The 21,054-nt window shown below is 67.9% G+C and carries 23 protein-coding genes; 13 read left to right on the forward strand and 10 right to left on the reverse strand.

Annotated features, from left to right (window positions below):
- The first annotated feature begins 9 nt into the window (after positions 1-9).
- Together ACZ5Z0_RS12160 and ACZ5Z0_RS12165 are read left to right on the forward strand one after the other, a co-directional pair.
- A complete protein-coding gene (locus ACZ5Z0_RS12160; protein WP_464108657.1) occupies positions 10-1,233 on the forward strand; it encodes an acetoin utilization protein AcuC in 1,224 nt (407 codons plus the stop codon).
- Between the two features lie 89 nt (positions 1,234-1,322).
- Complete coding sequence (locus tag ACZ5Z0_RS12165) at positions 1,323-1,847, forward strand: ArsR/SmtB family transcription factor (RefSeq protein ID WP_464108658.1); 525 nt, start codon at positions 1,323-1,325, stop codon at positions 1,845-1,847.
- A gap of 3 nt (positions 1,848-1,850) precedes the next feature.
- Here the strand turns inward: ACZ5Z0_RS12165 and ACZ5Z0_RS12170 are convergent, their stop codons facing one another.
- On the reverse strand, positions 1,851-3,209 hold the full coding sequence (locus tag ACZ5Z0_RS12170; RefSeq protein ID WP_464108659.1) for an alpha-hydroxy acid oxidase: 1,359 nt from the start codon (positions 3,207-3,209) through the stop codon (positions 1,851-1,853).
- A gap of 293 nt (positions 3,210-3,502) precedes the next feature.
- Here ACZ5Z0_RS12170 and ACZ5Z0_RS12175 point away from each other — a divergent pair, with 293 nt between their 5' ends.
- The 3 genes from ACZ5Z0_RS12175 to ACZ5Z0_RS12185 all read left to right on the forward strand — a co-directional run bounded on the left by ACZ5Z0_RS12175 (position 3,503) and on the right by ACZ5Z0_RS12185 (position 5,324).
- Positions 3,503-4,615, forward strand: coding sequence for a 3-deoxy-7-phosphoheptulonate synthase (locus tag ACZ5Z0_RS12175; RefSeq protein WP_464108660.1), 1,113 nt, complete (start codon positions 3,503-3,505; stop codon positions 4,613-4,615).
- 203 nt (positions 4,616-4,818) lie between these two features.
- On the forward strand, positions 4,819-5,031 hold the full coding sequence (locus ACZ5Z0_RS12180; protein WP_138768374.1) for a helix-turn-helix domain-containing protein: 213 nt from the start codon (positions 4,819-4,821) through the stop codon (positions 5,029-5,031).
- 194 nt (positions 5,032-5,225) lie between these two features.
- Positions 5,226-5,324, forward strand: coding sequence for a 30S ribosomal protein bS22 (locus ACZ5Z0_RS12185; RefSeq protein ID WP_003792170.1), 99 nt, complete (start codon positions 5,226-5,228; stop codon positions 5,322-5,324).
- A gap of 72 nt (positions 5,325-5,396) precedes the next feature.
- Here the strand turns inward: ACZ5Z0_RS12185 and ACZ5Z0_RS12190 are convergent, their stop codons facing one another.
- Complete coding sequence (locus ACZ5Z0_RS12190; RefSeq protein ID WP_464108661.1) at positions 5,397-6,215, reverse strand: HAD family hydrolase; 819 nt, start codon at positions 6,213-6,215, stop codon at positions 5,397-5,399.
- A gap of 161 nt (positions 6,216-6,376) precedes the next feature.
- Here ACZ5Z0_RS12190 and ACZ5Z0_RS12195 point away from each other — a divergent pair, with 161 nt between their 5' ends.
- Both ACZ5Z0_RS12195 and ACZ5Z0_RS12200 read left to right on the forward strand, forming a co-directional pair.
- On the forward strand, positions 6,377-6,649 hold the full coding sequence (locus ACZ5Z0_RS12195) for a glutaredoxin family protein (protein WP_464108662.1): 273 nt from the start codon (positions 6,377-6,379) through the stop codon (positions 6,647-6,649).
- Positions 6,650-6,752: 103 nt separating this feature from the next.
- A complete protein-coding gene (locus ACZ5Z0_RS12200) occupies positions 6,753-7,448 on the forward strand; it encodes a redox-sensing transcriptional repressor Rex (protein ID WP_138768377.1) in 696 nt (231 codons plus the stop codon).
- Positions 7,449-7,494: 46 nt separating this feature from the next.
- On the opposite strand, the gene ACZ5Z0_RS12205 is transcribed toward ACZ5Z0_RS12200, so the two are convergent.
- The 3 genes from ACZ5Z0_RS12205 to ACZ5Z0_RS12215 form a co-directional block, all read right to left on the reverse strand.
- The gene (locus ACZ5Z0_RS12205) at positions 7,495-8,301 is read right to left on the reverse strand and encodes a GtrA domain-containing protein (protein ID WP_464108663.1); all 807 of its coding nucleotides are present in this window, start codon (positions 8,299-8,301) and stop codon (positions 7,495-7,497) included.
- Between the two features lie 225 nt (positions 8,302-8,526).
- Positions 8,527-9,171 carry a hypothetical protein gene (locus tag ACZ5Z0_RS12210; RefSeq protein ID WP_464108664.1) on the reverse strand — a complete coding sequence of 215 codons (645 nt, stop codon included), beginning with the start codon at positions 9,169-9,171 and terminating at the stop codon, positions 8,527-8,529.
- A gap of 146 nt (positions 9,172-9,317) precedes the next feature.
- Entirely contained in the window at positions 9,318-9,866 is a 549-nt protein-coding gene (locus tag ACZ5Z0_RS12215; RefSeq protein WP_138768379.1) for a YceI family protein, read from the reverse strand.
- A gap of 214 nt (positions 9,867-10,080) precedes the next feature.
- Here ACZ5Z0_RS12215 and ACZ5Z0_RS12220 point away from each other — a divergent pair, with 214 nt between their 5' ends.
- From ACZ5Z0_RS12220 to ccsB, 5 genes are read left to right on the forward strand one after another with little or no spacing between them, the layout of a single operon-like run.
- Positions 10,081-10,746, forward strand: a complete 666-nt coding sequence (locus ACZ5Z0_RS12220; protein ID WP_464108665.1) for a histidine phosphatase family protein — start codon at positions 10,081-10,083, stop codon at positions 10,744-10,746.
- Positions 10,747-10,748: 2 nt separating this feature from the next.
- On the forward strand, positions 10,749-11,360 hold the full coding sequence (locus tag ACZ5Z0_RS12225; protein WP_464108666.1) for a TlpA family protein disulfide reductase: 612 nt from the start codon (positions 10,749-10,751) through the stop codon (positions 11,358-11,360).
- Between the two features lie 16 nt (positions 11,361-11,376).
- Positions 11,377-12,132: a cytochrome c biogenesis CcdA family protein gene (locus ACZ5Z0_RS12230; protein ID WP_464108667.1), complete on the forward strand. Its 756-nt coding sequence runs from the start codon at positions 11,377-11,379 to the stop codon at positions 12,130-12,132.
- The gene (gene resB / locus ACZ5Z0_RS12235) at positions 12,132-13,982 is read left to right on the forward strand and encodes a cytochrome c biogenesis protein ResB (RefSeq protein ID WP_464108668.1); all 1,851 of its coding nucleotides are present in this window, start codon (positions 12,132-12,134) and stop codon (positions 13,980-13,982) included. Before ACZ5Z0_RS12230 ends, resB begins: the two co-directional genes overlap by 1 nt.
- Positions 13,982-15,085 carry a c-type cytochrome biogenesis protein CcsB gene (gene ccsB, locus ACZ5Z0_RS12240; RefSeq protein WP_464108669.1) on the forward strand — a complete coding sequence of 368 codons (1,104 nt, stop codon included), beginning with the start codon at positions 13,982-13,984 and terminating at the stop codon, positions 15,083-15,085. The genes resB and ccsB overlap by 1 nt, the downstream gene beginning before the upstream one ends.
- A gap of 297 nt (positions 15,086-15,382) precedes the next feature.
- On the opposite strand, the gene ACZ5Z0_RS12245 is transcribed toward ccsB, so the two are convergent.
- Positions 15,383-16,384, reverse strand: a complete 1,002-nt coding sequence (locus ACZ5Z0_RS12245; protein WP_464108670.1) for a hypothetical protein — start codon at positions 16,382-16,384, stop codon at positions 15,383-15,385.
- A gap of 597 nt (positions 16,385-16,981) precedes the next feature.
- Positions 16,982-17,401 (reverse strand): PLD nuclease N-terminal domain-containing protein, encoded by a 420-nt coding sequence (locus tag ACZ5Z0_RS12250; protein WP_464108671.1) that lies wholly within the window; start codon positions 17,399-17,401, stop codon positions 16,982-16,984.
- Positions 17,402-17,567: 166 nt separating this feature from the next.
- Between ACZ5Z0_RS12250 and ACZ5Z0_RS12255 the strand changes: the two genes are divergently transcribed.
- Entirely contained in the window at positions 17,568-17,876 is a 309-nt protein-coding gene (locus ACZ5Z0_RS12255; RefSeq protein WP_464108672.1) for a DUF4229 domain-containing protein, read from the forward strand.
- 91 nt (positions 17,877-17,967) lie between these two features.
- Here ACZ5Z0_RS12255 and ACZ5Z0_RS12260 read toward each other — a convergent pair whose 3' ends face one another.
- From ACZ5Z0_RS12260 to ACZ5Z0_RS12270, 3 genes are read right to left on the reverse strand one after another with little or no spacing between them, the layout of a single operon-like run.
- Positions 17,968-18,849: a 1,4-dihydroxy-2-naphthoate polyprenyltransferase gene (locus tag ACZ5Z0_RS12260; protein ID WP_464108673.1), complete on the reverse strand. Its 882-nt coding sequence runs from the start codon at positions 18,847-18,849 to the stop codon at positions 17,968-17,970.
- Between the two features lie 59 nt (positions 18,850-18,908).
- A complete protein-coding gene (locus ACZ5Z0_RS12265) occupies positions 18,909-20,072 on the reverse strand; it encodes an AMP-binding protein (RefSeq protein ID WP_464108674.1) in 1,164 nt (387 codons plus the stop codon).
- A gap of 10 nt (positions 20,073-20,082) precedes the next feature.
- Positions 20,083-21,036 carry a 1,4-dihydroxy-2-naphthoyl-CoA synthase gene (locus tag ACZ5Z0_RS12270; protein WP_464108675.1) on the reverse strand — a complete coding sequence of 318 codons (954 nt, stop codon included), beginning with the start codon at positions 21,034-21,036 and terminating at the stop codon, positions 20,083-20,085.
- Positions 21,037-21,054: the final 18 nt, after the last annotated feature.

Here is a 21,054-nt window from a genome sequence, read left to right on the forward strand (position 1 = left end):
CTGTGATTGATGACATTCCTGCCCGGACTCGCCCAGACCGCCCCGCCGACGACGGTGGTGTGGGATTCGGCCATGACGGCGTACAACTTCGGTCACAGCCACCCGATGGCGCCGGAGCGGATGGAACTCACCGCGCGGCTGGCCCGCAGCCTCGGGCTGCTGGACCTGGGGCACGTGTCCGTTGCCGCGCCCCTGGTGGCCACCGACGAGGAACTGGGATCGGTGCACAGCGCGGAATATATTGCCGCCGTCCGCCGCGTCTCCGCGGACCCGGACGCCCCGGACCTGGAACGCGGCCTGGGCACCGAAGACGACCCGGCCTTCGCCGGCATGCATGAGGCCAGCGCCCGGCTGGCCGGCGGTTCCCTGCTTGCAGCCGCTGCGATCCTGGACGGCAGCGCCGTCCGGGCCGTGAACTTCGGCGGCGGCATGCACCACGCGGCCCGAGAGCGGGCCAGCGGCTTCTGCATCTACAACGACGCCGCCCTGGCCATCCAGCGGCTGCTCGACGGCGGCGTGCAGCGGGTGGCGTACGTCGACGTCGACGCACACCATGGCGACGGGACGCAGAGCATCTTCTGGGATGACCCGCGGGTGCTGACCATCTCCCTGCATGAGACCGGGCTGACCCTGTTTCCGGGCACGGGCTTCGCCAATGAAATCGGCGGACCGAATGCCCAGGGCAGTGCCGTCAACGTGGCGTTGCCGGCCGGAACCGGGGATGCCGGCTGGCTCCGGGCCTTCCACGCGGTCGTCCCGCAGCTCATCGGCGCGTTCGAGCCGGAGGTCATCGTCAGCCAGCACGGCTGCGACTCGCACCGCCTAGATCCGCTGACGCACCTGAACATCAGCGTGGACGGGCAGCGCGAGGCGGCCACCGCGATCGGCAACCTCGCGGCCCGATACTGCGAAAACCGCTGGATCTCGACCGGCGGCGGAGGCTACAACGTCATCACGGTGGTCCCGCGTTCGTGGAGCCACCTGATCGCGATTGCGGCCGGCCGGCCGGTCCCGTTGCGGACCCCCGTCCCGGAGGACTGGCGGCGCTATGTGCAGGAAAAGTACGGAGCCAAGTACGGCGTCGAACCGCCCAGGGTGATGGGCGACGACGTCGACGTCTGGTGGCGCTCCTGGGAGGTCGGGTTCGACCCCAACGACGAGGTGGACCGCACGGTCATGGCCACCCGCAAGGAAGTTTTCCCGCTCTACGGCCTGGATCCCTGGTTCGACTAGGCCGCTATTCCGGGTTGCCGGCATGCGGCCGCGGGCACGCCCGCAAATAGTGGATGCCATCTGGCGTATATGTCGCTAGTGTGGAGGACATGGTGACCGACGACGTATTTGCCGTCATTGCTGAGGCAACCCGGCGTGACATTCTGGTATCCCTCCGCGAGGGGGACAAAGCGGTGGGGGAGCTGGTCCAGGAGCTCGAGGCTAGCCAGCCCACCATTTCCAAGCACCTCAAGGTCCTGCGCGAAGCGGACCTGGTCAGCATGCGCGCCCAGGGCCAGAAACGCTACTACGCCCTGAACCCCAAGCCGCTGGCCGGCGTCGCCAGCTGGCTGGAGACGTTCGACGTCGGCCGTCCGGCTGCAGCGGAGCCGGCGACCGCTGCCCGCAAGCCGGCGGCCCCGGACAGCCTCGCCCCCAGCGTGAGCGCCGCGGCGCCTGCTCCGGCGCTCCCTGAGGTCCACGCGGGGAGCGCGCTGAGTCCCGCCGTCGCGCTGCCGGTCGGGACCGCCGGGGAGGACAAGCGGCCGCAGCAAATCGGCCGCACGGTGGGGCGCGCGGCTACCCGGGCCGCGGACCTGCTCGCCAACCTGCCGAAGTTCGGCCGCAAGAAGTAGCGGCTAGCTCTTGAGCAGCCGGACGTGGTCCGGGGTCAACTCGGAGATCCTGCTGACGCCCAGCAGCGCCATGGTTCGGAGCATGTCCTTTTCCAGGATCGCGATGGCCCGGTCCACGCCCGCCCGCCCGCCGGCCATCAGGCCGTAAAGGTAGGCGCGGCCGACCAGCGTAAAGTCGGCGCCGAGGGCCAGTGCCGCGATGATGTCCGCGCCGCTCATGATGCCGGTGTCCAGGATGACCGCCGCGGCACTGTTGTCGGCCTTGAGTGCCGCCGAGACGTCCGGGAGCAGGTGGAACGGGATCGGGGCGCGGTCCAGCTGGCGTCCGCCGTGGTTGGAGAGCACCACGCCGTCGGCGCCGTGGTCGACCACCTTGCGGGCGTCGTCGACGGTCTGGATGCCCTTGACCACCAGCTTGCCCTTCCATGTCTCGCGCAGCCAGTCCAGGTCCTCGAACGTCAAGGTGGGATCGAACATGGAGTTGATCAGGTCCGCCACGGTCCCGGTATAGCGCGAGAGCGAGGCGAAGGTCAGGGGCTCATGCGTGAGGAAGTTGAACCACCACGCCGGCCGGTAGGAGGCATCCAGCACGGTCTTCAGGGTCAGCGCCGGCGGGATGGTCATGCCGTTGCGGACATCGCGGAGGCGGGCGCCGGCGACGGCGGTGTCCACTGTGACCATGAGGGTGTCGTTGCCGGCCCGGGCCGCGCGCTCGATCAGCTCCAGCGACCGGTCCCGGTCGGTCCAGAGGTAGAGCTGGAACCAGTTCCGGCCGTCCGGAGCGGCGGCGGCCACATCCTCGATGGAAGCCGTGCCCATGGTGGACAGCGTGTAGGGGATGCCGGCGGCAGCGGCCGCCTGCGATCCGGCGTACTCGCCCTCTGACTGCATCATCCGGGTGAAGCCGGTGGGCGCGATGCCGACGGGCAGCCGGGAGGGTTTGCCCAGGATCTCCGTGCTGAGGTCCACGCTGGAGACGTCGCGCAGGATGCCGGGGCGGAACTCGATGTCCAGGAACGCCTCGCGGGCCCGGCGCAGGGTGATCTCTGCTTCGGCGGCGCCGTCCGTGTAATCGAAGGGCGCCTTGGGCGTGCGCCGCTTGGCCATGTCCCGGAGTTCCCAGATCGTGCTGGCCCGGCCCAACCTCGCCTCGCGGCCGAACTCCGGCTTTTTGAACTGCATCAGCGGCGCGAGGTCGGCGTATTTCGGCACCCGGCGCCGGAGGGCGGCAGGCAGGCCGGCGGCCGGCACTGCGCCATGGTCCGCGCCGCCGGAGGGCGTCCCGTCGGTGTGATGGCTGGTGGCGGTGTCCTCCGGCGTTGTCGGGGCCTCGGGGTTGCCGGTGATTGGGGGTTGCGTCATTGCTGCCTCCGGTGCGTCTCGTCACAGTCTGTGGTCCAACCACACTCTAAGGGACGCCGTCGGAATATTACGGACCAGCTTTGCCCTCCCGGCTGCGCCGGGGATATGGTCGATGGCATGACAAACCGTTGGTATGCGTATTTTTCGTTGGCTCTGGAGGGGCCCGCGTCTAACTGACACGCATCCACACACCTTCAGAGCCAACAGGGCAGAGATCATTCTCTGCCCTTCGCCATTTCTCCGGCGGGTTCTGATCAGGGCCCGCTCCGCACCCCCGGAACAGGACCCGAACCATGAGCATCGAAGCAGCCCCCGCCAGCCAGCAGTCCACCTCTAACCTGCGGGTTAGCGAATTCACCGCGCTGCCCACCCCGCAGGAAATGATCGCGGAGTTCCCGCTGGACGCGCGTGGCTCGGACGTCGTCGGACGCGCCCGGGACGAGGTCCGCGCGATCCTGGACGGCGTGGATGACCGGCTCCTGGTGATCGTCGGCCCGTGCTCCATCCACGACCCGAAAGCGGGGCTGGAATACGCCCGACGCCTCGTCAGCCAGGCCGAACGCCACCGCCAAGACTTGCTGATCGTCATGCGCACGTACTTCGAGAAGCCGCGCACCACGGTGGGCTGGAAGGGCCTGATCAACGACCCGCGGCTCGACGGCAGCCACGATATTGCCGCCGGCCTGCGCGCCGCCCGCCAGTTCCTCCGCCAGGTCACCGCCCTGGGGCTGCCCACCGCCACGGAATTCCTCGAACCGATCAGCCCCCAGTACATGGCTGATCTCGTGGCCTGGGGGGCCATCGGGGCCCGGACCACGGAAAGCCAGATCCACCGCCAGCTCGCCTCCGGACTGTCCATGCCGATCGGCTTCAAGAACGGCACGGACGGCGGCCTGCAGGTAGCGCTCGACGCCTGCAGCGCAGCGGGCGCCGCCCAGGCGTTCCTGGGGATCGACGACGAGGGGCGCGCCGCCCTCGTGAGCACTGCCGGCAACCCGGACACCCACATCATCCTTCGGGGCGGCAGTGGCGGGCCCAACTTCTCAGCCGCCGACGTCGGGGACGCCTCCGCCCGGCTCGCCGCCCGGCAGCTGAACCCGCGGCTGATCGTGGATGCTTCCCACGCCAACAGCGGCAAGAACCACCACCGGCAGGCCGAGGTTGCGCTCGAGATCGGCGCCCAGCTCGAGGACGGCGGCGCCTCCGCGTCCGCCATCGCCGGCGTCATGCTGGAAAGCTTCCTGGTCGGCGGGGCGCAGTCCCTGGACGTCGCCGACCATGCCGCCGGAAGGGACGAGCTGGTGTACGGCCAGAGCGTTACGGACGCCTGCATGGACTGGGACGTGACCGCCTCGGTGCTGGGCCAACTGGCGGCGTCGGCGCGCACCCGGCGCACGCGGAGCTGAGGCAGCCGGATTCGGGCGGGCCCGACGTCGGCCGGTGGGGAGTTCCTGCGGAAATCCTTGACAGATTCCTGCGGAAACCTTTCACATTGGCACCACGAACCCCTAGAGTATCTAGCACATGGTTGTTTGATGGCTCAGCATCGGCACACCGCCATGTCGTTCAGACGGGGCAGCCGTTCGCTTGAGCAAAAGGAATTAGGGAAATGTCTTCGGAGGCCAACTTCTCCAACGCGCGCTTTCTCACCGTGGCCGAGGTCGCGGATGTGATGCGGGTGTCAAAGATGACCGTGTATCGCTTGGTGCACTCCGGCGAAATGCCGGCGGTGCGCTTTGGCCGCTCTTACCGGGTTCCGGAAAACGCCGTCGAACAGTACCTCAAGGGTGCTGTTGTCGACGGACATACTGAGACGGCCTGAGTCTTCTGCTGTCGCACCGGGCCACAGCAGACCCCCTCGCGGGGCCTGCGGTCGTGGTGTGCCCCGGATAGGCGGTACCCTGTTAAGGAACGTTTTACGTCATTGTAAGAACCTGTCAGTTGTTCAGTTCGCTTGCTTAGCCCGCGGACCTTTCCCAACGGGCAGGTACTGCATCTAGCCGGTAAGGAACTTTCGTGGGTTCAGTTATTAAGAAGCGTCGCAAGCGTATGGCCAAGAAGAAGCACCGCAAGCTGCTTCGCAAGACGCGCCACCAGCGTCGCAACAAGAAGTAGAGATACTTCGTCCAGCGTCAATGCCCGTTGCCTGTCCGGCAGCGGGCATTTTCTTTGCCCAGGCGCGGGCGGCTAGACCGTCGGGCCCCGGAAGCGGGAGAAGCCCCGCCAGAGGCCGTAGATGGCCCCGCCCACCGTCGCGGCCTTCAGGCCCAGGGTCGCCGCCCGGCGTCCGGACCGGAAGTCGTAGACCGGCCAGTTGTGTTCGCGTGCGTGGCGGCGCAGCCGGGCATCGGGGTTGATGGCCACGGGGTGGCCCACCATGCTCAGCAGCGGAATATCGTTGTGCGAGTCGCTGTAGGCCCAGCAGCGGTTCAGGTCCAGGCCCTCGGCCTCGGCGATCCCGCGGACGGCCACTGCCTTGGCCGGCCCGTGCAGAATCTCGCCCACGAGCCGTCCGGTGTAGGACCCGTCGCGGATTTCGCCGACGGTCCCGAGCGCGCCGGTCAGGCCCAACCGGGTGGAGATCACGGTGGCGACTTCAATCGGGGTGGCCGTAACGAGCCAGACCGGGCGGCCCATGCGCAGGTGTTGTTCGGCCAGCGCCTTGGTGCCGGGCCAGATCCGCGACTCGATCATCTCGTCGTAGACCTCCTCGCCGAGGGCCGCGATGTCCTCCACGGTGAAACCCGAGGCCAGGCTCAGGGCGGTGTCGCGGACGGCGTGGACGTCATCGATATTTTCGCCGCGGAACACGAACATCAGCTGCTTCCAGGCGAAACCGGCTGCCTGTGGGATCGTGAATGCCCCGCGCTGGTACATCTTCCGGGCCACGTGGAAGAGGCTCGCGCCCCGCATGAGGGTGTTGTCGACGTCGAAGAAAGCGGCCTCGCCGTGCTGCGCTGACGCAACCGGCCTCGTGGCCGCGGCGACGATCTTCTCCTCGGGCATGCACCGAGTCTAGTCAATGCCGGGGATTCCCATGCGCACTCGGCCCCGCCGCACCGCGCGGGCCGGGCGCGGAACGGCACACGGTACGGAGCACGCCGCCGAATCGGGATACTGAACCGGACGCGTCGACGTCGGGCGGCGCGCCGGGCTACGGTGGATCCATGGCCTCACCCGCGTCCCCTCCCGAAGTAGTCCTCATCACCAAGGCTGACTGCCACCTCTGCGCCGACGCGCGCGACGCCGTCGGTCGTGTCACTGCCGCGCTGGGGCTGGGCTGGTCGGAGCGGTCAATCGACGACGACGCGGAGCTGCGCGAGCGCTTCGCCGAGGAGATTCCCGTGCTGCTGGTGGACGGCGTCCAGCGGGATTTTTGGCGGATCGACGAGGTACGGCTGGCCAGGACCCTGCGGCGGGCACTGGAACGTCCCGCCTGAGCGCGCCCGGACCCCTGGCCCGCGGGACCGCCGGCGCCTGCTTTGTGGCCCGAACTGCGGGGGCTCTAGAGTGGAGTCACAACGCGACGCAACGGAGCAGATAGTGACCTCGCTGGATTCATCACCCGACGCCCTGCCCGGGGGAGCCGGGACTGCGGCCAAGCAGATCCCGCCCGCGGCCGTGGCCCGGCTGACGATCTACCTGCGCGCCCTGACGACCCTGCTGGCTGAGGGCGTGGACCGGGTTTCCTCCGAGTCGCTGGCCGAGGCCTCCGGCGTCAGCTCCTCCACCCTCCGCAAGGACCTCTCTTACGTGGGCTCTTACGGAACCCGGGGCGTGGGCTATGAAGTCCAGTACCTGAACCGTCATATTGCCGCCGCGCTGGGCCTGACCCGCGACTGGAAGGTCGCGATCGTCGGCGCCGGCAACCTCGGCAAGGCACTCGCCCGGTACGGCGGGTTCGAATCCCGGGGCTTTGACATCGTGGCGATTTTCGACGCCGACCAGATGGTGGTGGGCAGCGAGGTGGGCTGGCTGCGGGTGAGCGACGCCGCCGACCTCGAAGCCGTGCTGCATCGCACCGGCGCCAATATGGTGGTGCTCGCCCTGCCCGCGGCGGTGGCGCAGGGCGTGTGCGACCGGGTGGTAGCCGCGGGCGTGCGCAGCATCCTCAGCTTTGCCCCGGTCATGCTGCAGGTCCCGCCCGGAGTGAACCTGCGCAAGGTGGATATGGCCACCGAACTGCAGATCCTTGCCTACCATGCGCAACGGGCGCAGGACCCGGAAGACGCCGACTAGATTCCGTTGGCGGTCCGGATGCTGCGCCCGTTGGCGGGGCCCTGGACTAGCGGCCGTAAGGGTTCTGCGAATACGGGTTGGCGAAGGGCTGCTGCTTCTGGAAGTACGGGGCGACGGCCGGCATGTACAGGATCACGATGCCCGCGACGCCCATCAGAATCACAGCGAGCTGCAGGATGCCGGACAGGACGCCGAAGGCGAACATGCCGCCAAAGAGGCCCAGCAGCGAGAACGCGGCAAAGACGGTCCCCAGGATGCGGGCCCAGTTCTTGCCCTTGCGGACCGGGAAAGCGACCAGCGAGTAGAGCCCGAAGGAAATCAGGCCGCCGATGACGCCGCTGACCGGGATGATGGTGCGCATCGCACCGAGGTCGTCCGCCGTGAGCCTGCGGCCCTGCTGGGCGGCCGCCTGCTGCATGGCGGTCTCGAAGTACCCGGCCCCGGAGAAGGAGACAACCAGGCTGTTGATGAGGGAAAGCACGCCCGCGCCGATGATGAGCCAGAAGGCCAGGTCAAGCTGGGACGGCCGGGCCCCGACGCCGCCGGTGGGGAGCTCCGAGGGGTACTGCCCATAGGGCGACTGGCCGTAGGGGCTCTGGCCGTACTGGCCCTGTCCGTGAGCCGGCGGCTGCTGGCCATACTGGCCCTGTCCGTAAGCCGGCGGCTGCTGGCCGTACTGGGGCGCGTTTTGGCCGTACTGCGGGCCCTGCTGGCCGTATTGCGGCGCCGGCGGCTGCTGGCCATACTGGGGCGCGTTCTGCCCATACTGGGGCGCGTTTTGGCCGTACTGCGGAGCCTGCTTGCCCGACTCGGGTCCCTCCGGACCGGAAGGCTCGACTGGCGGGTTACTCATGGCGGTCCTTTGCATTCGATGGCGGGGTGGACGCCGGGACCAGTGCCTAAAACCTGCCCCCAGCGTGGTTTAACTCCACCGTACCCCGGGCCCGCGGCGCTTTGGGTGATTCGGCAGCGGTATTCTCGGCCGCATTTTCCGCGCGACGCAGGGGCCGGCGGGCCGTACATTCCGACCCGGCGGTGGGACCGGGCCCGGGCCGGGACCCCTTCGCTTGACCGAGGCCTAGAAGCGGCCCTTCTCCGCGGTGAACCACGGCTGGGAGTTGGGCATCCACATCAGCACGGTCGCGGCAAGGCTGATGAGGAAACCCGGCCAGCTGCCGCCGCCCGCGACGCCGGCGCTGATGGCTGCTAGCACCAGGCTGACGCCGGCGGCGATGGTCAGGGCGAAACGCGCCCATTCCCAGCCCTCCTTCATCTTCATCGCGAGCGTGATCTGGGCACCTGCCAGCGCGAGGGCGACCAGGACCAACAGCAGGAGCAGAATGCCGGCCGGTGGCGAGACCACAAACAGCACGAGCGCGCCGAAGAGCCCGATCACCCCGGCGAGCAGGCCCAGCAGGCCGCCGATCACCCACACCCAATAGGAGATCTTCAGCTCCGTGGGCATCGCAGGGACGGTGGACATCCCGGAATAGCCACCCGCGGGCAGGACTTCGCTGAACGTCCGCGGCCGGTGCGCCGGCACCCGGAAACGGGATCCGGCGGGCAACCCTGGACCGCCCGGCTGCCCTGGCCCGCCCGGCTGCCCTGGCCCGCCCGGCTGCCCGTGCTCGTCCGGCTGTCCCGGTTCCGGCGGGACGCGGCCCTGATCCTGGGAATTGTCATCCGGCTGCTCGGGTTCGGGGGCGTCGCCGGTAGTGCTCATGAATTTCACTCTAGACCGCGGCCTCAGTGCTTTCCAGCGGCCCCGGTTAAGCACAGCACCCCGCCCCATCCGTGGATGGCGCGGGGTGCTTGCCGGGTCTCCGGCGAGTGGCCGGAACAGCCTGTCCGCTTCTTGCGGAGGCGGGACTAGGCTGCGGGGGCGATGAAGGCCAGTTCGAGGTTGATGGCAACCTTGTCGCTGACCAGCACGCCGCCGGCTTCGAGGACGGCGTTCCAGGTCAGGCCGAAGTCCTTGCGGCTGATGGTCGTCTCGGCGGTCAGGCCGGCGCGGGTGTTGCCGAACGGATCAACGGCAACACCGTTGAGCTCGGTCTCCAGAGCCACCGGGCGGGTGACACCCTTGATGGTCAGGTCGCCCTGCAGTTCGTAGGCATCGCCCTTGGGGACGATCGCGTTGGAGACAAAGGAGATCTCCGGGAACTTCTCGACGTCAAAGAAGTCCTCGCCGCGGACGTGGCCGTCGCGGTTGGCGTCACCGGAGTCGAAGCTCGCCGTCTTGATGGTCGCGTTGACCTTGGAGTCTGCGACGTTCTCGGCGAGGTCCAGGGTAGCGTCGGCTTCCTTGAACTGGCCGCGGACCTTGCTGATGCCCGCGTGGCGGACAGTGAAGCCGATCTCGCTGTGCGAGGAGTCGAGCGTCCAGGTGCCGGTGGTGAGGTTGGCGGGAAGTGCCATGGTGGTTCTCCTTGAGTCGGGTGGGTCTTGCGGAAGGTCATCTGATCGTCGGTCGTGACTTCATTGGTTGAAGTCTCAACTAACTGCTTCACCCAGTATAAACATGCATTTGCATCTTTTATTCCGCCGCTGGGGAACATTTCTCAAAAAGTTTCAGTTCTACTCCCTGTAGAAGATTTCGTCATTGCCCCTGCCCTTTGAGAAACTGGTACACATGCCCCAAGCCACCGTTCATCTGCTCCGCCACGGCGAGGTCCATAACCCCGACGGCGTCCTGTACGGACGGCTGCCTGAGTTCCACCTCTCCGAACTCGGCCGGGAGATGGCCAGGACCCTTGCCGGGCATTTCAGTGAACGTGCCGCGCAGGGGGCCAAGATCGTGCATCTCGCAGCCTCCCCGCTGACCCGCGCCCAGGAAACGGCGCAGCCGATCTCGGAGGCCCTCAACCTGGACATCGTCACTGAGGACCGGATCATCGAGGCCGCCAATTACTTCCAGGGGATCCGGGTCTCCAAGGCCGAGATCCTTAAGCCCAAGCACTGGCCGATGCTGCGCAACCCGCTCCGGCCATCCTGGGGCGAGCCCTACAAGGAGCAGGCCGCGCGGGTGACCGCCGCGGTGCAGGACGCACGGCTGCGGGCCATCGAGCTGGGTGGCGACGGTGCGGAGGCGATCCTGGTCAGCCACCAGCTGCCCATCTGGGCCACCCGGCTCAGCGCCGAAGGCCGGCCGCTGTGGCACGACCCGCGGAAACGTGAATGCACGCTCACCTCCGTCACGTCCCTGGTGTTCGACGACGCCGGCAAGCTGCAGCGCGTCGACTACAGCGAGCCCGCAGCCGCCCTCCTGCCGGGTGCCTCCAGCACCCCGGGGGCTTGAGTATGTCCGGGAACGACCCCAGGCTGACCCGCCGCAGCATCCTCACCGCCGGCGGCGCGGCCCTTGCCGGCATGCTGGGGCTGTCCGGCTGCGCCCAGGAAGACGACCTCGCCAAGCAGGCCAAGGCGGGGGACAACAAGAACTACGTCGCCGGCGACGGCTCGGTGACCGAATTCGCCGTCGCCGACCGGAAAAAACCCGTGGACATCAAGGGGACGCTGTTCGACGGGACCGCCGTGGCGGCGTCGGACTTCTCCGGCAAGGTCACGGTGCTCAACTTCTGGTTCGCCGCCTGCGCCCCGTGCCGGGTGGAGGCACCCTCGCTGGAGGCCCTGCACCAGGAGTTCAAGGCCCAGGGCGTGCAGTTCTTCGGCGTCAACCTGCGCGATGAAAAGGCCACGGCCGAAGCCTTCGACAAGACGTTCAACCTGAGCTACCCGAGCTTCAACGACAAGGACGGGGCGGTCCTGCTGGCCGTCTCCGGCCTGGTTCCGCCGGGCGCGGTTCCCACCACGCTGGTGCTCGACAAACAGGGCCGGGTCGCGTCCCGGGTGCTCGGCGAAATCCAGAAGGGCACCCTCAAGTCCCTTATCGCCGCCGCCGTGGCCGAGTAGTGGAGTAGACGACGCAGTGAACAGCCCCTTCGCCGAAGCCATCCTGAGCGGGTCGCTGCTGCTCGCCATCCCGGTGGCGCTGCTGGCCGGACTCGTCTCCTTCCTCTCGCCCTGCGTGCTGCCGCTGGTGCCCGGCTACCTTGGCTACGTGACGGGACTGACCGGCGTCGACCTGCAGAAGCAGAAGCGCGGCCGGATGCTGGCCGGCATCGGGCTCTTCGTCCTCGGATTCTCGGTGATCTTCGTCTTCCTTGGCGGGGCCTTCGGCCAGCTCGGGACCCTGATCACCGGCTCACAGAACGCGTGGATCACGCAGCTGCTGGGTGTGCTGGTGATCATCATGGGCATCGTGTTCCTGGGCGGTTTCTCCTGGTTGCAGCGCGACGCGAAGATCCATGCCAAACCGCCAGCCGGTCTGTGGGGAGCGCCCCTGCTGGGCATCACCTTCGGCCTGGGCTGGGCGCCGTGCATCGGACCGACCTACTCGGCCGTCCAGCTTCTGAGCCTTTCCGGCGGGTCCTCCGCGGCGAAGGGCGCCCTCCTGGCCTTCGTGTATAGCCTGGGGCTGGGTATCCCCTTCCTGCTGATCGCCCTGGCCGTGCGCCGCGGCATGGGCGTGATGTCCTTCTTCCGCAAGCACCGGCTCGCCATCCAGCGCACCGGCGGCGGCATCCTGATTGTGCTCGGCCTGCTGATGGCCAGCGGCGTGTGGGGTGCCTGGGTGTCCGGGCTGCAGTACTGGTTCCAAACCGATGTGAAATTGCCGATCTGATGAGCGAGCGAGTGAACGTAAAGAAGAAGACCCCAGCCAACGGCACGAAGCGCCCCGGCACGCCCGACTCCGGCTCCCCCCACACCGGGAAGAAGCCCGCCGACGCTGCCGTGTCCGCCGCGAAGGCCGAGGCTGTCCTGCCCTCGCTGGGACCGGTGGGCATGCTCCGGTGGGCCTGGACACAGCTGACCAGCATGCGCACTGCGCTGTTCCTGCTGCTGCTGCTCGCCGTCGCCGCCGTTCCCGGATCGCTGTTCCCGCAGCGTCCCGCGAACCCCGCGGTGGTCACCCAGTACATCAAGGACCACCCGGACTACGGCAAGGTCCTGGACGCGCTGCAGCTCTACGATGTGTACTCCTCGGCGTGGTTCTCCGCGATCTACATCCTGCTGTTCATCTCGCTGATCGGCTGCGTGGTGCCGCGGGCCATCGTGCACTACAAGGCCATGCGCTCCCAGCCCCCGCGCACACCGGCCCGGCTGTCGCGGCTGCCCGAGTACGGCACCCTGGTGATTCCCGCCGACGCCGGGATCCCGGCGTCGCGCGCCATTGACGACGCCGCAGCCCTGCTGAAGAAGCGCGGCTACCGGGTAGAGGTCAGGGACCGCGACGGAGCCCGGCCGTCGCTGGGCGCGGAACGCGGCTTCCTCCGGGAGGTCGGCAACCTGGTCTTTCACACCGCGCTGATCGGCGTGCTGGTGTCCGTCGCGGCCGGCGGCCTGTTCGGCTACAGCGGCCAGCGCATCCTGGTCGAGGGCGACACCTTTGTGAACACCTTGGTGGGCTACGACCAGTTCACGCCGGGCACGAATTTCCAGAGCAGCCAGCTGCAGCCCTATTCCATCCAGCTGGACAAGTTCCAGATCACCTTTGACCGCGAATCGAAGGGCAAGTTCGGCCAGCCGATCGACTTCAAGGCAGACGTGACCACGAAGGAGAACCCGGGAGCGCCCGCCGAGCACCAGGTGCTGAAGGTCAACGATCCGCTGAACCTGGGCGGCACCAGCATCTACCTGACCGGCAACGGCTATGCCCCGGTGGTCACGGTGCGCGACGCCGCCGGCAACGTCGCCATGCAGGGCCCGGTGGTGGCCAAGCTCCAGGGCGACAACTACTATTCCTCGGTGGTCATCAAGGTTCCCGATGCCAAGCCCGAGCAGCTCGCCTTCGCGGGCTTCTTCCTGCCCACCGCATTCGTCACGCCGGAAGGCGTTTCCTTCAGCGGCGATCCCGAGCTGTTCAACCCGCAGCTGACACTGAACTCCTACTACGGCGACCTCGGGCTGGACAGCGGCTCGCCGCAGAACGTGTTTGAGCTGGACGTGAAGAAGCTGACGCCGCTCAACGCCCGCAACCTGCCCACCAAGGGCATCGTGCTGACCCCCGGCGCCACCCACACCCTGCCGGACGGCAAGGGCACCATCAGCTTCGACGGGGTCAAGCGCTACGTGGGCGTGGACATCCACCACAACCCCGGCCAGGGCTACGCTCTGTTCTTCGCGCTCCTCGCGGTCGCAGGCCTGGTCACCTCGCTGTACGTGAACCGCCGCCGCGCCTGGGTCCGCGCCGGTTCGCACGAGGACGGCCGGACGATGGTGGAATACGGCCTGCTGGCCCGCGGCGAGGACCACCGCCTGGCCGGGGAAGCCGCCGCCATCCGGGCCCTGCTCGCGGCTGCATGGCCGCTGGACGACTCGGGTTCCCAGCCCGTTCCCAGCGCGGGGGCGGATAATGACCGGGCGGACACCGGCGCAGGCGCTGATGCCGGACCGCAGAGCTCCCCCGAACAGCCCGCAACAGACTCCCTCCAGACCACAGCAGGCTCTCCTGAGTCAAAGAAGGATCAGTAATGCCGTTCTCGATCAACGAAACCATGGGCCAGTACAGCGAGCTCTTTATGCTGCTCGCCGCCGGGACCTACACGGTGGCCTTCATTGCCTTCGCCTGGGACCTGGCCAAGAGCAGCAAAACCCTGCGCGCGGTGGACCTTAAGGCGGCGGAACTGTCCGGCGTCGGGGCCGCCCGCGTGCCGGTGGGCGCCGGCGTCGGGGCTTCCTCAGGGACCGTTGACCGGGCCCAGTCCGACGTGGCCGGACCGATCGGCCGTGCCGAACGTCCGACGTCGTCGGTCGCGGGCAACCAAGGCGCCGGTGCCGGCCAGACCGCCGACGGCGGAATGCGCTATGGCGACGAGCGCCGTGTTCCCGCCCGGGTCGCCGTCGCATTGACCGTGCTGGGGGCGGCCATCCACGCGGCCGGCGTCATCACGCGGGCCCTCGGCGCGGGCCGGGTCCCGTGGGGCAACATGTACGAGTTCCTGACCACCGGCGCGTTTGTGGCTGTGGCCGTCTTCCTGGTGGTGCTGATCCGCCGCGACCTGCGCTTCCTGGGCACCTTTGTGATCGGCCTGGCCATCATCATGCTCGTGGCCGCGTCCGTTGCCTACTGGACCCCGGTGGGACACCTCGTGCCGGCGCTGCAGAGCTACTGGCTGATCATCCACGTCTCCATCGCGGTGATGTCCTCGGCCCTGTTCACCCTGACCTTCGCGATGTCCGCGCTGCAACTGGTCCAGTCGCAGCGGCAAAAGACCCTTGCCGCCGGCGGCGCGGACAAGCTCGGCTTCATGCGCCTCGTGCCCAACGCCCTGAGCCTGGAGAACCTGTCCTACCGGATCAACGCGATCGCGTTCGTGGGCTGGACCTTCACCCTGATGTTCGGTGCCATCTGGGCCGAGAAGGCCTGGGGCCGGTTCTGGGGCTGGGACACCAAGGAAGTCTGGACCTTCGTGATCTGGGTGGTCTACGCCGGCTACCTGCACGCCCGCGCCACCCGCGGCTGGACCGGCACGCGCGCTGCCTGGCTCTCGATCGTCGGCTACTTGTGCGTGGTCTTCAACTTCACGATCGTTAACCAGTTCTTCAACGGACTGCACTCCTACTCGGGGCTGTAGGCTCCGGGCTCTTGCCAGCAATTCGCCATGAATGGCCGCTAAGCCGCCCGGCTTAGCGGCCATTTGTGTCAGACGGGTAAGTGGGGCTCGACGCCGTCGCTTCGACTTCGGGCTCTGCGCCGGCCTCGAGCCTCGGCTTCGACGCAGGCCTCGAACCTGGGTCCATCACCGCTGTCCAACCTTGGCGCGGATGCCGACTCGCTGGTGACGTCCGTCCGCGCCCCTGTCTGCCGTCTTGTGTGTCTGTCCGCTGAGCAAGTTCACGATTCGCCATGAATGGCCGCTAAGCCGCCCGGCTTAGCGGCCATTTGTGTCGGATCGACGACGGTTGGGTGCAGGACGCGGGCCAGACCCGGGATGTTGCCGCTGCTTCGCACCAAGGCTGGGCCTCCAGCCGCGGTCCACCAGCGCCGCCCGCACCCTGGTAACTGCCGTAGGCTCCACGCCGGGGGCGAACCGGTTCAGATCCCACTGCGTCAATACAACTACCCGCCACCCAGCGTCTCGGGCATTCTCATCCCGGAAGATATCGCTACGACGTTGTGCAGGACTGGCATGATGGCCGCCGTCGTACTGGATCGCGACCTTTTCCCTTTCATAGGACATGTCGGGGTCCTGGATCCAGCCGCCGGTCTCGTCGAACATGGGGACGTTGATTCCAGGTTCGGGCAGTCCGTGGCGGATCAGGAGCAGCCGGAGTTCGGTTTCTTTGGGGGAATCCGTGCCGGCACGGACCAGGGCACGGGCCCGCATGGCGCGCCGGTAGCCCGGCGTGCCTCGCTTTCCTTCGAGATAAGCGTCAAGGTCAGCGAGCGTGGTCAGGGGATTCCTGCGTTGGAGCAGGAAGTCGCCGGCAGTCACCAAATCATCGAGACTGAGCATGCCCGCGAGATCGAACCATGTCCGCAAGGGGGAGGTGCAACTTACCTTGGCCCCGGCAACGATCTCCTCCGGTTCGAAAGACTGCTGATGGCCTACGACGTTCTTTCGCCGCACAGCGCGACGGCCCGGCGGGCTCGTCAGATGGACGAGGGCCGTGGTCGCCAAGGATGCCGGCAGGGGGAAGCCCCACAGCACGGCTGCGGATGAATGGCTCACCACCGCGGTGGTTACGGCAGCCAAGGCACGAACGCGTTCGAGGAGTGTGTCCGTGATCGTGGCAGTGGTGCGCACGCCGTAACAAGGCGCGACGAGATCCCGGGCCCGGGTTCGACGTCGGCTCAGCCCTGCTGCGCGGGCGTCCGCCATGGTGAACGGCTTGTTTCGAAGCTGCGCGGGAAGCTCACTGGGTTGGCGCATGAGTGAATTCTGCGCCCGACGGGAGGCGGCCCGGACGTTATCCACAGAGCGGGCCGTGTGTGGGGGAGTAGTGGGCCGACGGATGGAAGTTCGTGCGGCGCGGGTGCATGGCGGGGATTTGCCAAAGATGGCCGCTATGCGGGGTGGGATTCCGGCCGTGTGTGGCGAATGGACGGTCGCGTTGATGGGCCAGGCCATAGGTGGCAAAGAACGGCGGCCCGGCCGCGGCAATGGGTGGCTCAGGACAGTATGGCGCCGGTGCGAGGCGCCGGTTTGCCAAAGATGGCCGCTATGCGGGGTGGGATTCCGGCCATGTGTGGCGAAGGGAGGCGGCTGCCTGCTCGTGGTGGTGGGCCAGGCCCTAGGGGCGAGAGAGGCGGCCGTGAGAGGTCATTGTTGGTCCAGGGAACCGTTCGGCGCGGAAAGGGCGCGGTGATTTGCCGGTGACGGCCGTAATACGGGTGGGATTCCGGCCATGTGTGGCGAATGGGGAATGGTATTCGCCGGGGCGTAACCCTGTGGCTAGACCTGGAATAAGGGCGCCGCAGTGTGGCGTAAAGACCTCAAGCCCCCGGGCGGTGCTGCATGCCCGTGGTGCTACTTGACTTCGTCGGTGCCCTGCGTGGTGTCGCCGCTGGCTTCGCCGGACTCCGGGCCGCGGGACGGGCCGGTGCCGCGGCCAAGCTCGCGTTCCTTGGCGTCCAGTTCGTCCTTGAGCTTCTTGAGCCGGTCGGCCTCCGCCTGGTTGCGGCGGCGCAGCTCCAGGTTGCGGAGGAAGTCGGGATCGTCGTCCGGGGCGGTCGGGTGGCTGTAAGCGGCCGGGGACGCGGCGGCACTGCCGCGCGGCCTGCCGATGAGGAACCACAGCGCGGCGCCGATCAGCGGTAGGACGATTTGCACGACGATCCAGGCCGGCTTCGAAATGCCCCTGGTCTGGCGTGCGTCGGTCCGGATCAGGTCGATGAGCCCGTAGACAAACACGACCAGCAAGATGATGGGTACCACAACACGGAGCATAGCTTCAGTTTAGCCTCCGGGAGGGTTTCCGGCGCCGGGTCCGGGAGGGCCGGGGCAACCGTGCAGGACAACGGCGCCGGGGCAATCAGGCGAGGCCATCAGGCGGGCAAACAGGCGGGACAACCGGGCGGGGCCGGGCCCGGTCCGCGACGGCTAAACTGGGAGAGTGGCTTTCCTGAAATACTCCCTGATCCGTCTGGCGCTGTTTGCGCCGTTGTTCGCCCTGTTTGTCTACCTGCAGCTGGGCTGGCTGCTGGCTGCACTCTGCGCCGGGATGATGGCCTTCGCGATCAGCTTCCTGTTTTTCCAGAAGCAGCGGGACGCGGCCACCGCCTCCATTTACCACCGCTTCTCCGGCCAGGCGAAGCCGCTGCGCAGCGCTGGCGAGGCCGCCGACGCCGCCGCGGAGGACCGGCTGGTGGACGAGCACCCGGACGTCACCGTGCGCACCGACAGCCGTCCCAAGGACTCCTAAGCAACTCGGGCGGCACGACGCCGGCGGCTCGGCGGTGCCACGCCGGCGGCACGACGCCGGCGCTCCCGGCAGGCCGCCCCCGGAACCTGCTCTAGAACCCGTGGCTCAGCACCAAGCCGAGCGAGAACAGCAACGCGTAACCGAGGTTGATCAACCCAGTCTGCTTCAGCACCGGAATGAGGTTCTTGCGGCGGCGTCCCGCAATCATCAGCCACGACGGCATCAGGATGGCCGGGATCAGCAACAACACGATCAGCATCCACGGCTGCCGGGGCGCAAGCACGATCACCAGCAGGATGGCAACGGCGAGCATCAGCACATAGCTCTCCCGGGCATGCTTGTCACCGAGCCGGACGGCCAAGGTCTTCTTCCCCGCGACCCGGTCGGTGGGGATGTCTCGGACGTTATTGGCCATCAGCAGGGCGCAGGCGATGAGCCCCGTACCCATCGCGCCGATGACTGCCGCGAGGCTGATCTGGCCGGCCTGAGTGTAGGTGGTGCCCAGTGTGGCCACCAGCCCGAAGAACACAAAGACGAACACGTCGCCCAGGCCGAGGTAGCCGTAGGGGTTCTTTCCCCCGGTGTAGCCCCACGCGGCCAGGACGCAGCCCACGCCCACGAGGATCAGCCACCAGGCCTGCGTGATGATGACCAGGGCCAGGCCGAATAGCATCGCCAGGCCGAACGCCGCGAACGCGGCCCGCTTGACGTGCGCCGGCGCCGCCGCCCCGGAGCCGACCAAGCGGAGCGGGCCAACCCGGTCCTCGTCGGTGCCGCGGATGCCGTCGGAGTAGTCGTTGGCGTAATTCACGCCGACCTGGAGCAGCAGTGCCACCATGGCGGCCAGCAGTGCGTTGACGGGTCGGAAGGCATCCAGCTCATAGGCGGCTGCGGACCCGATCAGAACCGGCGCGATCGCGGCCGGCAGGGTGCGCAGCCGGGCGCCTTGGATCCATTGTGCGGCTGTGGCCACGTTCAGTACCTCGTTGGTTTTGGTGACGATCTGGTTGGACAGACTAGGTTGAAGCTTTTCTATTTTCCCTGATGCAGGGCTTCCAGCCGAACCGTCATGCCCAGCCGGTCCGGTTTTCCGTTTGGAAGCATCAGCAGTTCCGCCGCGGTCAACACGGTTTTCGGGGCCAAGGCACCGGTCAAAGCGCCCGAACTGCCGTCGGCGAAACGCGCCCTGAAATCGTCCGCCGCTTCCGGGGAAGGATCCGCCAGCACCACGTAGGCCGCCAGCGCTTGGCCCCATTCGGCAGACGGAACCCCCGCCACGAAAGCCGCCCGCACACCGTCAAGCCGCTCCAGCTCGGCCTGCACTTGTGTGGCGGACACCTTGACGCCTCCGGTGATGACGACGTCGTCTGCACGGCCCAGCACGGTCAGCGTGCCGTCCGCGGACACTGCCCCGAGGTCGCTGGTGCGGTACCAGCGCACCCCCTCGTCCTCGACGAACGTCTCCGCACTCAGTTCGGGGGCTCCTAGGTATCCGGCGGCGATGGTGGCCCCGCCGAGCAGGATGCGTCCGTCGTCTGCCAGCCGGACTTCGACGCCCTCCAGCGGCACACCGTCGTAGACGCAGCCGCCGCAGGTCTCGGCGGACCCGTAGGTGGTCACCACCCTGACGCCTGCGTCACGGGCCGCGTCGAGCAGCCCGGCCGAAGCGGGCGCGCCGCCGAGCAGGACCGCGTTGAAGCGGCGGAGCGCGGCCAGTGTCTGCGACGAGGGCGTGTCCAGCAGCCGTTGCAGCTGGGTGGGCACCAGGGAGGTGAAACGGAGCTTGTCGGTGAGCTCCTGGGCCGCGGCGGTGAAGGCCTCCGGGGTGAAGCCGCCGGAGAGGTCCATCGCCCAGGGCCGGGTGCCGGCGAAGAGGGACCGGACCAGCACCTGCACGCCGGCCACGTACTGCAGGGGCAGCGCCAGCAGCCACTGGCCTTCGCCCTTGAGCGCCATCGCCGTCGCCATGGAGGAAGCCGCAAGGGCATCCACCGTGAGCACCGTGGCTTTGGGCACCCCGGTGGAGCCGGAGGTACGCACCACCACCGCGGCGTCCTCGAACCCGGGGGTCTCCACCAGGCCGACGACGGGGGACCCGTCCGCGCCGGCGGACAGCTCGACGGCTGGGCCCTCCCCGCGGAGGGCCGCGGCCAGCGCGGCCAGGGCGGGCTCGATGTTCACCTCTCCGGAATTCACGGCGTCAGCCTCAGAAGTAGTACGGGAACTGGGACCAGTCCGGATCGCGTTTCTCCAGGAAGGCCTCCTTGCCCTCCACCGCCTCGTCCGTCATGTACGCCAGCCGCGTCGCCTCGCCGGCGAACACCTGCTGTCCGGCCAGGCCGTCGTCGGCCAGGTTGAAGGCGAACTTGAGCATCCGGATGGCCTGCGGGGACTGCCGGGCGATGTCGGCGGCGTATTCCAGCGCCACCTCCTCAAGGCGTTCGTGGTCCACAGCCTCGTTCACGGCGCCCATCCGGACCATGTCCTCGGCGGAATATTCGCGGGCTAGGAAGAAGATTTCGCGGGCGGCTTTCTGGCCGATCTGGCGGGCCAGCAGGGCCGAGCCGTAGCCGGCGTCGAAACTGCCCACGGTGGCGTCGGTCTGCTTGAACTTGCCGTGCTGGCGGGAGGCGAGGGTGAGGTCCGAGACGACGTGCAGGGAGTGCCCGCCGCCGGCCGCCCAGCCGTTGACGACGGCGATGACCACCTTGGGCATGGTCCGCATCAGCCGCTGGACCTCCAGGATGTGCAGCCGGCCGGCGCGGGCCGGGTCGATGGTCTCCTTCGTCTCGCCGTCCGCATAGCGATACCCGTCGCGGCCGCGGATCCGCTGATCGCCGCCGGAGCAGAAGGAGTGGCCGCCGTCCTTGGCGGAGGGGCCGTTGCCGGTGAGCAGCACGGTGGCCACATCCGGGCTCATCCGGGCGTGGTCCATGGCCCGGTAGAGCTCGTCCACGGTGCCGGGGCGGAAGGCGTTGCGGACCTCGGGCCGGTTGAAGGCGATCCTGACGGTGGGCAGATCCCGGACCACGGTGCCGTCGTCGGACCGTTCCACCTGCCGGTGATAGGTCATGTCCTGGAAGTCGTCGAAGCCGGACACGGTGCGCCAGCGGGTGGGGTCAAAAACGTCGGATACCTTGGCGGGGATTTCGTTGCTCACAGTCCGAGTCTAGTAATC

The organism is Arthrobacter sp. T2-23, assembly GCF_055398325.1.

What these genes read in the sequence shown, in the direction of transcription:
- ACZ5Z0_RS12210 (WP_464108664.1), bottom strand. Translation starts at nt 9,171, where the DNA reads ATGAGCACTACCGGCGACGCCCCCGAACCCGAGCAGCCGGATGACAAT.
- ACZ5Z0_RS12165 (WP_464108658.1), top strand. Translation starts at nt 1,323, where the DNA reads ATGGTGACCGACGACGTATTTGCCGTCATTGCTGAGGCAACCCGGCGT.
- ACZ5Z0_RS12225 (WP_464108666.1), top strand. Translation starts at nt 10,749, where the DNA reads ATGTCCGGGAACGACCCCAGGCTGACCCGCCGCAGCATCCTCACCGCC.
- ACZ5Z0_RS12245 (WP_464108670.1), bottom strand. Translation starts at nt 16,384, where the DNA reads ATGCGCCAACCCAGTGAGCTTCCCGCGCAGCTTCGAAACAAGCCGTTC.
- ACZ5Z0_RS12160 (WP_464108657.1), top strand. Translation starts at nt 10, where the DNA reads ATGACATTCCTGCCCGGACTCGCCCAGACCGCCCCGCCGACGACGGTG.
- ccsB (WP_464108669.1), top strand. Translation starts at nt 13,982, where the DNA reads ATGCCGTTCTCGATCAACGAAACCATGGGCCAGTACAGCGAGCTCTTT.
- ACZ5Z0_RS12195 (WP_464108662.1), top strand. Translation starts at nt 6,377, where the DNA reads ATGGCCTCACCCGCGTCCCCTCCCGAAGTAGTCCTCATCACCAAGGCT.
- ACZ5Z0_RS12205 (WP_464108663.1), bottom strand. Translation starts at nt 8,301, where the DNA reads ATGAGTAACCCGCCAGTCGAGCCTTCCGGTCCGGAGGGACCCGAGTCG.
- resB (WP_464108668.1), top strand. Translation starts at nt 12,132, where the DNA reads ATGAGCGAGCGAGTGAACGTAAAGAAGAAGACCCCAGCCAACGGCACG.
- ACZ5Z0_RS12190 (WP_464108661.1), bottom strand. Translation starts at nt 6,215, where the DNA reads ATGCCCGAGGAGAAGATCGTCGCCGCGGCCACGAGGCCGGTTGCGTCA.
- ACZ5Z0_RS12175 (WP_464108660.1), top strand. Translation starts at nt 3,503, where the DNA reads ATGAGCATCGAAGCAGCCCCCGCCAGCCAGCAGTCCACCTCTAACCTG.
- ACZ5Z0_RS12250 (WP_464108671.1), bottom strand. Translation starts at nt 17,401, where the DNA reads ATGCTCCGTGTTGTGGTACCCATCATCTTGCTGGTCGTGTTTGTCTAC.
- ACZ5Z0_RS12215 (WP_138768379.1), bottom strand. Translation starts at nt 9,866, where the DNA reads ATGGCACTTCCCGCCAACCTCACCACCGGCACCTGGACGCTCGACTCC.
- ACZ5Z0_RS12180 (WP_138768374.1), top strand. Translation starts at nt 4,819, where the DNA reads ATGTCTTCGGAGGCCAACTTCTCCAACGCGCGCTTTCTCACCGTGGCC.
- ACZ5Z0_RS12170 (WP_464108659.1), bottom strand. Translation starts at nt 3,209, where the DNA reads ATGACGCAACCCCCAATCACCGGCAACCCCGAGGCCCCGACAACGCCG.
- ACZ5Z0_RS12220 (WP_464108665.1), top strand. Translation starts at nt 10,081, where the DNA reads ATGCCCCAAGCCACCGTTCATCTGCTCCGCCACGGCGAGGTCCATAAC.